Consider the following 12,888-nt stretch of genomic DNA (forward strand, 5'->3'; position numbering starts at 1 on the left):
AAGAGCCACAGTCCACAAGATCGTTTAAACATCAATCCCACCCCGGAGGCGACAGCATCCGCCCACCCCGCCCGGCCCTGTCCACCGGACCCAACGACGACAACGCCGCGAGCCCGTCCCGAACAGGCCGGGACGGGCTCGCCGCTTCAGCGAAGGATCAGTGCGCGGGAATGGTGTCGACCACCGTCTCCTCCACCGCGGCCGACTTCTCCTTCGGCCCCGAACCCCGCAGCGGGACCTCCTTGACGAACCAGGCGGCGACGAACGCCAGCGCGGCCAGGACCGCGCCGCCGATCGCCACGCCGTGCACCCCGCTCGTGACGCCCGCCTCGAACGCCTCGCGGATGTTGGCGGGAAGCGTCTTCAGCATCTCGGGCGTGAAGTGCCCGCCACCGGACACGATCTTGTGCGCCGCGTCCGAGCCGAGCCGGTCGGAGAGCACGCCCTCGAGCCGGTTGGTGTACACCGAGCCGAGCAGCGCGACGCCGAGGGAACCGCCGATCGTGCGGAACAGGGTGACCGCGCCACTGGCCGCGCCCATGTCGCGCAGCTCGACGCTGTTCTGCGTGACCAGCATGCTGATCTGCATGATGAAGCCCATTCCGAGCCCGACGCCCAGCGTCAGGAACGAGCTCATCGCGGTCGAGGTGTCCACGGTCAGCGTCAGCAGGACGAGCATCCCGCCGGTCAGCACCGCGCCGCCGATGATCGGGTAGATCCGGTAGCGGCCGTTGCGGGTGATGAGCTGCCCGGTCGTCAGCATCACCACCAGCATGCCGAACATCAGCGGAAGCAGCAGCAGACCACTGTTGGTCGGGGACGCGCCCTGGACGTTCTGCATGTACTGCGGCAGGAAGTTGACCGCGCCGAACATCGCGCCGCCCACCAGGAAGCTGAGCACCTGCGCGGCGGCGAAGTTACGGCTGCGGAACAGCCGCATCGGCAGGATCGGCTCGGGAACGCGGTTCTCGGCGAACACGAACGCGACCAGGGACACGACACCGACGACCCCGAGGCCGATGATCTGCGCCGACGCCCACGGGTACTCGGTGCCGCCCCAGCTGGCGACCAGCGTGACGCAGACGACGCCCACGGTCAGCAGGGCCGCCCCGATGAAGTCGATCTTCGCCTTCAGGCGGCGCGAGTGCAGGTGCATGCCGAACCCGGTCACCAGCAGCGCGACCGCGCCGATCGGCACGTTCACATAGAACGCCCAGCGCCAGCTCAGGTGGTCGGTGAGGAAGCCGCCGAGCAGCGGGCCGCCGACGAACGCGACCGGCATCATGCCGCCGATCATCGCCTGGAACTTGCCGCGCTCACGCGGCGGCACCAGGTCGCCGATGATCGCCATCGCGCCGACCATCAGGCCGCCCGCGCCGAGGCCCTGCAGCGCGCGGAACCCGATCAGCTCGCTCATGTTCTGCGCCAGGCCGGACAGCATCGACCCGACCAGGAAGATCACGATCGAGGACATGAACATGCCCTTGCGGCCGTACAGGTCGCCGAGCTTGCCCCAGATCGGGGTCGCGGCGGCCGCCGCCAGCGCGTAGGCGGTGACGACCCACGACAGGTGGGCGAGGCCGCCCAGGTCGCCGACGATGGTCGGCAGGGCGGTGCCGACGATCAGGTTGTCGAGCATCGCCAGGAACATCCCGAGCATCAGCCCGAAGATCCCGATGTAGATCTGGCGCTGGCTGTTGGCCTCGGCCCCCGCGTCCGCAGCGGCCCCGGGCCCCGCTGCGGCGGGCGGCGCGGCCTGCCCGTTTCCTGCCTGCGACATCGCTAGTCTCCCCTGAAGGACGGAACCCAACTTACTTGCCGTCCGGCTAGTTTGCTTACCTGTCGTACGGTAAGCTGCCAACTAGCCGGTCGTCAAGTAAGTTGCAGGGACAGGGGAGAGATCATGGGCGGACGACGGGGCAACACCCGCGAGGAGATTCGCAGGGTCGCACTCGAACTGTTCGCCGAACAGGGCTACGAGAAGACCTCGCTGCGCGAGATCGCCGAGCGGCTCGGCGTGACCAAGGCCGCCCTCTACTACCACTTCAAGACCAAAGAGGACATCATCGCCAGCCTCTTCGAAGAGGTCGGCGAGAAGGTGGACGAACTGGTCGCCTGGGCGCAGTCGGAGCCGATGACCCGCGAGCACCGCGTGGAGATCATCGAGCGCTACGCCGAGATGCTGCGCGGACCCGCCGGCGACCTCATGCGCTTCATGTCGCAGAACCAGCAGGAGGTCCGCGACCTCAAGCCGGGCGAGGGAGCGCGCGCCCGCTTCCTCAAACTCGCGCGCGTCCTGGCGGACGACCGCGACCCCGTGGTCGACCAGCTCCGCGCCCGCCTGTCCATCATGTCCCTGCACATGAGCGTGTTCCTGATGCGCGACATGGACATCTCCGACGACGAGCGACACGAGGCCGCCCTGCAGATCGCCATGGAACTGGTCGACAACCACCCCGCGCACGCCCAGCGGCAACAGCCCGCGAACTGACCCGCGTCACCGGCGCGGACGGCTCCGAGCGGAGCGAGCCGATCAGCGCGCCGAAGACCGGCGGCACCCGCCGGGCCGGAGATCGGCGCGTCCAAATGTTTGCACACTTGCGCAAGAGATAAATAGGATGGCGGCTGCCGGTAGGAGGCGCGGGACGCCGTCGCCCCCGACCCGGCGTCCACGTCGGGCGCCGCCCCGAAGGGGTGGCCGCCCGGGCCTCTCGTGACCGGGCCCGGACGGCCGGCCGCCCGGCGGGTCGTGCACCAAGGGGGGACGCCAGGCGGCCCCGGCCCCGGAGGACCACCCGATCCGTCCTCCGGGGCCGGGGTCAATCACAGCCCGGGACCATGCCCCGGACTCGCGTTCCAGGCCGGGGACACCGCGCCGCACGGCCCGGACGGGGCACCCCAGATCCCCGTCCGCACCGGGGCGGTCGCGCGGAGCGCCCCGACCCGGAACGCTCCATGAAGCCCCTGGCATCCGGCCGGCCGACCCCACCGCCGACCGGCCGGACGACCTTACGGGCTAGTAGCTCCGGTACAGGTAGCTCCGGTACACCCAGCCGTAGGGGTGGTAGATGTGGACGTAGCCGTAGTGGCTGTGGCACTCACCGCGGATGTGCCTGGCGTAGCGGTACAGGTGCCCCACCACGTAGTGCGGCCGGTAAGGCCGGTTCCAGACGTCGATCCAGTAGTGCCCGTGCGAGTGCACGTTGTAGTAGCAGTAGCGCGCCGCCGACGCCGCGGAGGGAGTGGCGGTCGAGCTCGCGTTCGCCTGGCCGGGGACCAGCGTCGAGGCGGCGATCAGCGGGACGGCCAGTGCGGCTGTCTGCCAGATCTTCATTGAGTACCTCCTTGATGTACTCGGTGCAGACTGTGGAACGAGTGCAGCACCGGACGGCAGAAGCCTCAAGAAAGCCCGAAATCACCCGGACGACATGTAACGCCCCAGCGAGCCCTGTCATCGCAGGTCACGGGGCCTCCACGAAGATGCTCTTACACCTCGGCGGCCTAACACCATGACCACTCGGTCACATGGTGGCGATCTGCTGTTCGCCCAGTTCAGAGCGCCGGAGAACTTCTTACACGCGCCGCGGCGCGGCGCCCGCCGGACACCGCGCCGCGGCGAGGGGAAAGGGGCGGCCCCGGAGGACGGGTCGTGCTCCGTCCTCCGGGGCCGGGGGGCGTCGGTGGCCCGGACACGCACTCCGGGCATCGGCCCCCTGGAGTCCGGCCGGCCAGGCCCCACCGCCAGGCCGGCCGGACGGTCCGGCTTGCTAGTGGACCCTCTTCAGGTAGTGACCGTCGGACCAGCCCATCGGGTGGGTGAGGTGGACCCAGGTGCGGTGGTCGGCACGGTGCGTCTTGCAGTCACTGGGGACGTGCTTGGCGTTGTACCGCAGACGGGCGACGATCCGGTAGTGCAGCCCGGGACCGAACCGGACGTTCAGGTAGTGACCGGGCTGGACGTGCACCACGTCGTAGTAGCAGACGGGCGGTGCGGACGCTGCGCTCGTCGCCGTGCTCGCGTCCGCCTGGGCGGGCGCCAGCATCGAGAACGTGACCAGTGGGGCGGCCAGTGCGGCCGCCTTCAGGATTTTCATGAGTACCCCCTTCGCGTACTCGCGCAGAACTGTTGAAAGAGTGCAACACGAGCTGGAAGAAGCCTCAAGAAAGCCTGAACTCACCGAAGCGATATATATCGCCAGGGAGAGTCATATCGCCGCAGGTCAGACACGCCGTCACGGAATGATCTGCCCCTCCGGAGGCAGCCCAGAGTGACCCCGTGGTCACAGGTCGGCGAACCACTGTTTGACCAGTTCAGAGCGCCAGAACGCGGTTCGGCTAGTGGACCTTCCTCAGGTAGTGACCGCTCGCCCAGCCCCGGGGCCGGTGGAGGTGGACCCAGCCCCTGCGGGACTTGTGGCAGGCGCCGGGAATCCGCTTGGCGCCGTGCCTCAGATGACCCACCACCCGATACCTCAGACCGGGACCGGACCGGACGTTCAGGACATGGTGGCGGTGCACGTGCACCACCTTCCAGTGGCACGTCGGCACCGAGGCCGACGAGGCCGGCTCACTCGCCTCCGCCCGCCCGGGGGCCAGCATCGAGAACGTGATCAGCGGGACGGCCAGCGCGGCCGTCTGCCAGGTCTTCATGGTTGCCTCCTTCACGCTGCGCGGGGTGTTGAAGGAGTGCAACACGAGTCAGAAGGGGCCTCAAGGAAGCCCGGGGTCACCGAGACGACAGGTGACCTCGCGGCGAGCCACATCGCCGCAGGTCAGCGGGCTTGTGACGGGTCGGCGCCCCCGCTCCGGGGGCACAGCACAGTGACCTCCCGGTCATGCGCCCGCGAGATCCCGTTCCCCCTGCTCAGAGCCCCGATGATCCGGCTCGACGCCCCCGCTCGACGCCCCGCTCGGCACCCTCCGCTCGACGCCCCCCGCTCGGCGACCGTGGCCGGTCGTGCGGTTCAGTGGACGCGGCTGGCCGTCCGGGTCCCGTGGTCCGCGTGCTCCTCGTGGACGAACCGCTTCCCGCGCAGCAGCGAGGCGACCGCGGCGACCAGCGACATGGCGATGGCCAGCGAGAACACGATGACCAGGCCGTGGTGGAACGGCCCGGAGATCAGGTGCGGGAAGTAGGACCGTCCGGTCAGTTCGGCGGCGTCGCCGGGCGGCAGCGAGGCGAGCACCCCGCCCTGGCCGAGCAGGCTGCCGATCGGGTTGTAGCCGAGGAAGGCGGCGAACAGCGTGCCGACCGGCGGCAGGCTCGCCACGTGGTCCGCCGCGGACGGCGGGACGCCGTGCGCGGTCAGCCCGCCGGACAGCGTCCCCGGCAGCCGGTCCGCCAGGCCCGCGATCATCAGGGAGAAGAACACGCCGATGGACAGCACCATCCCGGCGTTCATGAAGGTCGCCCGCATCCCGGACGCGACGCCGCGCTGGTCGGCCGGGACCGCGTTCATGATGGCGGTGGTGTTGGGCGCGGCGAACAGCCCGGAGCCGAGCCCGCTCACGAAGATCAGCAGCGCGAACAGCCAGTACGGGAAGTCGGTCGGGATCAGCAGCAGTCCGGCGAAGCCCGCCGCGGACAGCAGCAGCCCGCCGGACGCGAAGGCCCGCGCGCCGTGCCGGTCCGAGAGATGGCCCGACAGCGGCCCGGCGACCAGGAACCCGACGGTCAGCGGCAGCAGGTAGATCCCGGCCCACAGCGGGGTGTCGGCGAAGTCGTAGCCGTGCAGCGGCAGCCAGATGCCCTGCAGCCAGATGATCAGCATGAACTGCATGCCGCCGCGCGAGATCGCGGCGAGCAGTCCGGCGGCGTTGCCCGCGGCGAACGCGCGGATCCGGAACAGGCCGAGCCGGAACATGGGTTCCGGAACCCGCGTCTCGACGACGCAGAACACCGCGAGCAGCGCGATCCCGCCGATGACGCCGGTGAGCACCCAGGGGTTCGTCCAGCCCATGACGTGCCCGCCGTAGGGCTGGATGCCGTAGGTGATCGCGGCGAGCAGCGCGGTCAGCCCGGCGGCGAAGGTGAGGTTGCCCGCCCAGTCGATGCTGATCCTCGTGGCGCGCCGCGCGGTCTCGACGAGGCTGCGGTAGGCCCAGACCGTCCCGATGACGCCGATCGGCGCGGACGCGAAGAACACCAGCCGCCAGCTGACCTCGCTGAGCAGGCCGCCCGCGACCAGGCCGAGGAAGCTTCCGGCGATGCCCGCGACCTGGTTGACTCCCATGGCCATGCCACGCCGTCTGGCGGGGAACGCGTCGGTGAGGATGGCGGCGGAGTTGGCCATGAGCATCGCGCCGCCGATGCCCTGGAAGATCCGCCAGCCGATCAGCCAGACCGCGCCCGCCCCGCCGTGCAGCGGGTCGAGCGCCAGCACGAGCGTCCCGGCCGTGAACACCGCGAAGCCCGCGTTGTACATGCGGACGCGGCCGAACAGGTCGCCGAGCCTGCCGAGCGTCACGACCAGGACGGCCGACACAAGCATGTAGCCCATCAGGATCCACAGCAGGTAACTGACGTTGCCGGGCTGGAGGGGGTCCAGGTGGATCCCGCGGAAGATCGCGGGCAGGGAGATGATGACGATGGACGAGTTGACCGTGGCGAGCAGCATGCCGAGCGTGGTGTTGCTCAGCGCGATCCACGCGTAGCGGGTGGACGGGCGGGCGTGGTCCACGCGGACCTCCGGAAGGGGCGGCGGGGGAGGCTTCCGAATAGTTTCTTACGCTAACTAACGTACGTCAAAGGGTGGTATCCGTCACGTTCGGGTAGGAGTGTGGCGAAGGGAGGCGCATTCGGTGTCCGACGTCGAACTGGCCCGCGATCTGGCCGACTCCCTGTTGCTCGCGGCGGGCCGTCCGCGCCGCGCCCTGGCCCCGCCCGGGCCGGGCGCCGCGTCCCGTGTCCGCGCCGACTGCGCGCTGCGCGCAGGTCCGAGCGCGCTCGTCCGGATGCGGCTGCGCTTCCTGCACATGCAGGCCCGCCGGGTCGAGCCGGACGGCGTCACGGACTGCCACGGCGTCGCCCTGCATCCGGGCGACGAGGCCGTCCCCGAGGAGATCGCCCCCGAGTACCGGCTCGCCGACCTGCTCGCCGCCGAGCACACGCTGGTCCGGGTCGTCCCGGCGCGCCGGACGGTCGAGCCGCTCGTGTGCGGACGCGTCGTCCGAAGCCGCTGGCCCATCCACGTCCTCGTGCGCACGCGCGCCGAGGCGTTCACGCGTGCCGGGCGCCGCGGGCAAGGGCTGACGCGGCTGAACATCGAGGTCCTGAACGTCACCGACTGGCCGCACTCGCTCGACCCGGACGAGTCGCTGCGCCGTTCGCTGCTCGTCCCGCACCTGATCGTCGCGCTGGACGACGCCGTGTTCGTCCCGCCGGACCGTCCGCACGAGCGGGACGACCTCTGGCCAGTCCTGCTGGCGGGCGACCTGATGCTCGCCTCCCCCGTCCCGCTGCCCGACCGGCCGGGCACGACGGTCACCGGGCGGCGCGCGGCCGACGCGGAAACGGGTTGACCTGGAGCGCGCTCCAGATGGTGGGATCGGCGGCATGACCGAATCCCACGTGACCCTCATCACCGGCGGCGGCACCGGCATCGGCGCGGCCACCGCCCGGGAGCTGCTCGCCGCCGGACGCGAGGTCGCCATCACCGGACGCCGCCAGGAGCGCCTCGACCAGGTGGCCAAGGAACTCGGCGAACCGGACGGCCTGCTGACGATCGCGGGCGACGCGTCCGACTACGGACAGGTCGAGGCGGCCGTCCGGGCCACGGTCGAGCGGTTCGGACGCCTCGACGCCGTCGTCGCGAACGCGGGCGGCGCCAAGGGCCGTTCGGTGGCCGACTCCGACCCGGACGACATGCGCGAGATGGTGCTGACCAACGTGCTCGGCCCGGCCTACCTCATCAAGGCCGCCCTGCCCGAGCTGAAGAACGCCCAGGGCAGGATCGTGATCGTCGGCAGCGTCGCCGGGTTCGTGAACACGCCCGGCAACCTCTACGGCGCGACGAAGTGGGCGATGACCGGCCTGGCGGAGAACACCCGCCGCCTGGTGACGTCCGATGGTGTCGGCGTCACGCTGATCGCGCCGGGCGCGACCGAGTCCGACTTCTGGGAGCACGTCGGGAAGCCCGACTACCCGCGCATGCTCACCTCGGAGGACATCGGCCGCGCCATCGTCTGGGCGGTGTCGCAGCCCAACGGCGTGGACGTCAACACCATGGTCGTCCGCCCGATCGGCCAGGCCAACTAGCACGCGCCCGGCCGATCACGGGCCTATTCCTTGAAGAGCAGCCGCTCGAAGGGGACGGGCTCCTCGAAGGGGTCGGGCTTGGCGGCGGGGGCCCGTCCGACGATCGTGTCGGCGAGCTCCCGCCCGGCCCGGTCGACGCGCTCGGCCAGCTCACCGCTCCCCCAGTCCTCGGTCGCCGCGTACACGGCGGTCGGCTGGACGGCGGCGCGCAGGTAGGCGAACAGCGGACGCATCGCGAAGTCGATCGCGAGCGAGTGCCGGGGCGTGCCGCCGGTCGCGCCGAGCAGCGTGGGCGTGTTCTCCAGCGCGTCCTTGTCGAGAACGTCGAAGAACGTCTTGAACAGCCCGCTGTAGGACGCCTGGAACACCGGCGTCACGGCGATCAGCGCGTCCGCGCCGGTCACCGTCTCGACGGCGCCCTTCAGCTCGCCCGCCGGGAACCCGCTGACCAGGTTGTTGACCAGGTCGTGGCCGAGGGTGCGCAGCTCGATCACCTCGACGACCGCCTCCTCGCCCCGCTCGCGCAGGGCCTCGGCGGTCGCCTGGGCCAGCCGGTCGGCGAGCATCCGGGTGGAGGACGGCTCGCGCAGGCCGGACGACACGACCGCGAGGCTGCGCGTGGTCGTCGGCGTGGTCATCGCGTGACCTCTTCCTTGTCGTCGCTCTTGCCGCTCTCGTCCTTCTTCGCCGCGAGCAGGGACGCGTGGGTCGGGGCGTCCGGGACGTGCGCGGGGCGTCCGATCGCGAACTCCTTGCGCAGCACCGGGACGACCTCCTCGCCCAGGATGTCGACCTGCTCCATGACGGCCTCCTCGGGCAGCCCGAGGTCCAGCGTGAACAGCTGCCGCTGGTAGTCGCCGACCGCGTCGCGGAAGGCGAGCGTCCGCTCGATGACCTGCTCGGGCGTGCCGACGGTCAGCGGGGTCGTCTTCATCGTCTCCTCGAGGGACGGCCCGTTCGCGTACACGTAGGACGTGTCGAAGTAGGGCCGGAACTCGCGGATCGCGTCCTCGGCCTTGGGCCGCATGTAGACCTGGCCGCCGAGGCCGACGATCGCCTGGTCCGCCGCGCCGTGGCCGTAGTGCTCGTAACGCCGCCGGTACAGGGCGACCATGCGCTGGACGTGCTCCATGGGCCAGAAGATGTTGTTGTGGAAGAAGCCGTCGCCGTAGTAGGCCGCCTGCTCGGCGATCTCCGGGCTGCGGATGGAGCCGTGCCAGACGAACGGCGGGACGCCGTCCAGGGGACGGGGCGTGGCGGTGAAGCCCTGCAGCGCGGTGCGGTGCTGGCCCTTCCAGTCCACGACGTCCTCGCGCCAGAGCCGGTGCAGCAGGTGGTAGTTCTCGATCGCCAGGTCGAGGCCGTCCCGGATGTCCTTGCCGAACCAGGGGTAGACGGGCGCGGTGTTGCCGCGTCCCATCATCAGGTCCGTCCGGCCGTCCGACAGGTGCTGCAGCGTCGCGAAGTCCTCGGCGATCTTCACCGGGTCGTTGGTGGTGATCAGCGTGGTCGCGGTGGACAGCACCAGCCGCTCGGTCTGCGCCGCGACATAGCCCAGCAGGGTCGTCGGCGACGACGGCACGAACGGCGGGTTGTGGTGCTCGCCGGTCGCGAAGACGTCGAGCCCGACCTCCTCGGCGCGGCGCGCGAGCCGGACCATCATCCGGATCTTGTCGTGCTCGCTCTGCACCCGGCCGGTGGCGGGGTCGGTCGAGACCTGTCCGACCGAGAAGATCCCGAACTGCATCATCACGACTCCATTTAGTAGAAGGTTCAACTACCTTAGCGGAGTCGCCCCCCGGGTTATTCCAGACCCGCCCCCCAAGCCTTGATCAGGCACATATGTCCAGGTCAAGGGCACTGAACAGCCACCAGTGCGCCCGGCTGACCACATGCGGACCGCCGGTGACGGCCTCGGTGAGCGCCCAGTACCGGACCATGCGCGGCTCATGATCGGCGGGGAGGGCGCGGCCATCTCCAGGAAGGCGTCCAGGAACGGCCCCTTCTCGAGCGCGACGGCCTGGCTCCGCCAGAAGCCGGTGAGGACGGCGTGCGCGGCGGGGCCGTCCGCGACGGCGGCGAGCAGGTCGAGCCGCGCGGCACGTCCTGCCGGGTCCCCCTGCTCGGCCGCCCGGAGCGCCGCGCTCCGCCAGGCGAGCACGGACAGTTCGGCGTCCACCGAGGCGCGCTCCCGCGCGATCGCCTCGCCGAGATCGTCCTCCCCCGCGAGGACGGCCCGGATCGCGGCCAGGCCCATGCCCAGCGACCGCAGCCGCCGGACGGTCCGCAGTCGCTCCGGCGCGTCCAAGCCGAACCGGCGGTGCCCGCCCTCGCTCCGCAGCGGCTCGAGCAGGCCCTCGTCGCAGTAGAAGCGGATCGTCCGGACGGGCACACCGGTCCGCCGGGACAATTCCCCGATGCCCAGCGGAGTGACATGGGCCACAGACACTTGAACCTCCAGCGGACTGGAGCTCCTACGGTACGGGCATCGGTTCGACATGACAGATCGGACGACAACGCAGAAGGGGCCATCTCATGGACACTCCACCCCGGGACAGGCTCGCCGCGGCCCTGCGGCTGCACGCTTCGGCGCTCGGCCGGAAGGCGAGCGGCGGAGACCCCGACATGACCGTGCCGACCTGCCCGGACTGGACGCTGCGGCAGCTCGTCGAGCACATCGGCGGCGCACTGCCCGCGATGGCCGAGACCATCGAATCGCGCGCGCGTGAGCCGCTCCCCCAGGTCGTCCCGGACGGCATGAACCCCCACCTCTGGGAAGCGTGGCTCGGCGGCGGCGCCGACCGGCTGGTCGCGGCCGTCGAAGCGGCGGACGAACCGGTCTGGAGCCCGTTCGGCGACGACGTGCCCGCCGGGTTCTGGCTGCGGAGGCTGCTGCACGACACGACCGTCCACCACGCGGACGCGGCGATCACCGTCGGCGCGGAGTGGGAGCTCGACGCCGACCTCGCCGCCGACGGCGTCGCCGAGGGCCTGGCCCTGGTGGCCTCGCCGTTCGTCGCGCGGGTGAACCCGAAGATCGCGCAACTGCGCGGCGACGGCGAGACCCTGCTGTGGCGTCCCGCCGAAGCGGACCTGCCCGCCTGGCTGGTCACCCGCACGCCGGACGGGCCGCGGGTGACCGAGACGGCGCGGGCGGCCGACGCCCAGGTGGTCGTCCGCGGCGGGGCCTCCGACCTGTTCCTGCTGCTCAGCAGGCGTATCACCGCCGATGACCCGCGCGTGAGGGTCGTCGGCGACCGGGCCCTGCTCGACCACTGGACGTCCCTGACCGCGTTCGGCTGAGTCCGGGGGTGCCGCCGGGCCGGGGCTCGGGGATACCGTGAGGCGAAAGATCGTTCCTGAGGTTCAGGAGGCGCCCATGCCCCGCTCCACGATCCCCGGCTCGACACTGCGCGCGGACGCCGACGGCCTCCGCGACGACCTGGTCCGGCTGCGCCGCGACCTCCACCGCGAACCGGAGCTCGGGCTGGACCTCCCGCGCACCCAGGAGAAGGTGCTCGCCGCGCTCGACGACCTGCCTCTGGAGATCTCGACCGGCGAGCGCCTCCACTCCGTCACGGCCGTCCTGCGCGGCGGGCGTCCCGGGCCCACCGTCCTGCTACGCGGTGACATGGACGCGCTGCCGGTCACCGAGCGCGGCGACGCCGACCTGATCTCGCGGACGCCGGGCCTCATGCACGCCTGCGGCCACGACCTCCACACCAGCATGCTCACCGGGGCCGCGCGGCTGCTCGCGGACCGGCGCGAGAACCTGGCCGGGAACGTCATCTTCATGTTCCAGCCCGGCGAGGAGGGCCTCGGCGGCGCGAAGATCATGATCGACGAGGGCGTGCTGGACGCGGCGGGCGAGCGTCCGGTCGCCGCCTACGCGCTGCACGTGCTCTCGGCGGGCTTCCCGTCCGGGCTGTTCGTGTGCCGCTCCGGCCCGATCCTCGCCGCCGCCGACCGCCTCCGCGTGACCGTCCGCGGCACCGGCGGCCACGGCTCGATGCCGCACCTCGCCAACGACCCGCTCCCCGCCTCGTGCGAGATGGTCACCGCCCTCCAGAACCTCGTGACCCGCCGCTTCGACGCGTTCGACCCCGTGGTGCTGACCATCACCACCTTCCACGCGGGCACCATGGACAACGTGATCCCGGACGAGGTCACCTTCACCGGCACGGTGCGCTCCTTCGCCGGGCACGTGCCCCAGGAGATGGCCGACCGCTGCGCCCGGCTCCTCCACGGCATCGCCGACGCCCACGGCCTGGAGGTGGACGTCCAGTACTTCCAGGACTATCCGGTCACCAACAACGACGACGCCGAAGCCGCCTTCGCCGGCGAGACCGTCCGCGAGACCTTCGGCGCGGAGCGCTACCTCGACTCCCCGCGCCCGATCCCCGCCTCCGAGGACTTCTCCTTCGTCGGCAACGAGATCCCCTCGGCGTTCCTGATCCTCGGCGCCTGCCCGCCCGGGGTCGACCCGTCCGAAGCCGCCAACAACCACTCCGCCGACGCCCGCTTCGACGAGGACGTCCTCCCCGACGGCACCGCGCTCCTCGCCGAACTGGCCATCCGCCGCCTCAACGCCGAGACGCCCTCTGAGGCCGAGGTGTGAGGTGTGGTCGGCC

The 12,888-nt window shown here is 71.0% G+C and carries 13 protein-coding genes; 5 read left to right on the top strand and 8 right to left on the bottom strand.

What is annotated here, in order from left to right; translation table 11 throughout:
- Positions 1 to 157: 157 nt before the first annotated feature.
- Positions 158 to 1,780, bottom strand: a complete 1,623-nt coding sequence (locus P696_RS48065) for an MDR family MFS transporter (protein ID WP_084338133.1) — start codon at positions 1,778 to 1,780, stop codon at positions 158 to 160.
- A 123-nt stretch (positions 1,781 to 1,903) separates the two neighbouring features.
- Here P696_RS48065 and P696_RS48070 point away from each other — a divergent pair, with 123 nt between their 5' ends.
- Positions 1,904 to 2,491, top strand: a complete 588-nt coding sequence (locus P696_RS48070; RefSeq protein WP_034486843.1) for a TetR/AcrR family transcriptional regulator — start codon at positions 1,904 to 1,906, stop codon at positions 2,489 to 2,491.
- 525 nt (positions 2,492 to 3,016) lie between these two features.
- Here the strand turns inward: P696_RS48070 and P696_RS0125515 are convergent.
- The 4 genes from P696_RS0125515 to P696_RS48075 form a co-directional block, all read right to left on the bottom strand.
- Positions 3,017 to 3,334, bottom strand: coding sequence for a hypothetical protein (locus P696_RS0125515; protein ID WP_026414544.1), 318 nt, complete (start codon positions 3,332 to 3,334; stop codon positions 3,017 to 3,019).
- A 433-nt stretch (positions 3,335 to 3,767) separates the two neighbouring features.
- Positions 3,768 to 4,094: an SH3 domain-containing protein gene (locus tag P696_RS0125520; protein WP_026414545.1), complete on the bottom strand. Its 327-nt coding sequence runs from the start codon at positions 4,092 to 4,094 to the stop codon at positions 3,768 to 3,770.
- Between the two features lie 241 nt (positions 4,095 to 4,335).
- A complete protein-coding gene (locus P696_RS0125525; protein ID WP_026414546.1) occupies positions 4,336 to 4,650 on the bottom strand; it encodes an SH3 domain-containing protein in 315 nt (104 codons plus the stop codon).
- Between the two features lie 314 nt (positions 4,651 to 4,964).
- Positions 4,965 to 6,680, bottom strand: a complete 1,716-nt coding sequence (locus P696_RS48075; RefSeq protein ID WP_051468169.1) for an MFS transporter — start codon at positions 6,678 to 6,680, stop codon at positions 4,965 to 4,967.
- A 121-nt stretch (positions 6,681 to 6,801) separates the two neighbouring features.
- Between P696_RS48075 and P696_RS0125535 the strand changes: the two genes are divergently transcribed.
- Together P696_RS0125535 and P696_RS0125540 are read left to right on the top strand one after the other, a co-directional pair.
- On the top strand, positions 6,802 to 7,521 hold the full coding sequence (locus P696_RS0125535; RefSeq protein WP_026414547.1) for a hypothetical protein: 720 nt from the start codon (positions 6,802 to 6,804) through the stop codon (positions 7,519 to 7,521).
- 34 nt (positions 7,522 to 7,555) lie between these two features.
- Positions 7,556 to 8,257 (top strand): SDR family oxidoreductase, encoded by a 702-nt coding sequence (locus P696_RS0125540; RefSeq protein WP_026414548.1) that lies wholly within the window; start codon positions 7,556 to 7,558, stop codon positions 8,255 to 8,257.
- A gap of 23 nt (positions 8,258 to 8,280) precedes the next feature.
- On the opposite strand, the gene P696_RS0125545 is transcribed toward P696_RS0125540, so the two are convergent.
- Genes P696_RS0125545 through P696_RS48080 form a run of 3 tightly spaced genes read right to left on the bottom strand, consistent with a single transcriptional unit; the run spans position 8,281 to position 10,706 of the window.
- A complete protein-coding gene (locus tag P696_RS0125545) occupies positions 8,281 to 8,895 on the bottom strand; it encodes an FMN reductase (protein ID WP_026414549.1) in 615 nt (204 codons plus the stop codon).
- Positions 8,892 to 10,004 (bottom strand): LLM class flavin-dependent oxidoreductase, encoded by a 1,113-nt coding sequence (locus P696_RS0125550; RefSeq protein ID WP_026414550.1) that lies wholly within the window; start codon positions 10,002 to 10,004, stop codon positions 8,892 to 8,894. The genes P696_RS0125545 and P696_RS0125550 overlap by 4 nt, the downstream gene beginning before the upstream one ends.
- A gap of 30 nt (positions 10,005 to 10,034) precedes the next feature.
- Positions 10,035 to 10,706: a MerR family transcriptional regulator gene (locus P696_RS48080; RefSeq protein WP_211245855.1), complete on the bottom strand. Its 672-nt coding sequence runs from the start codon at positions 10,704 to 10,706 to the stop codon at positions 10,035 to 10,037.
- A gap of 86 nt (positions 10,707 to 10,792) precedes the next feature.
- Here P696_RS48080 and P696_RS0125560 point away from each other — a divergent pair, with 86 nt between their 5' ends.
- Positions 10,793 to 11,560, top strand: a complete 768-nt coding sequence (locus P696_RS0125560) for a maleylpyruvate isomerase family mycothiol-dependent enzyme (protein WP_026414551.1) — start codon at positions 10,793 to 10,795, stop codon at positions 11,558 to 11,560.
- 76 nt (positions 11,561 to 11,636) lie between these two features.
- Positions 11,637 to 12,875: a M20 metallopeptidase family protein gene (locus tag P696_RS0125565; RefSeq protein ID WP_026414552.1), complete on the top strand. Its 1,239-nt coding sequence runs from the start codon at positions 11,637 to 11,639 to the stop codon at positions 12,873 to 12,875.
- Positions 12,876 to 12,888: the final 13 nt, after the last annotated feature.

The sequence above is a fragment of the Actinomadura oligospora ATCC 43269 genome, from assembly GCF_000518265.1.
GTDB lineage: Bacteria > Actinomycetota > Actinomycetes > Streptosporangiales > Streptosporangiaceae > Spirillospora > Spirillospora oligospora.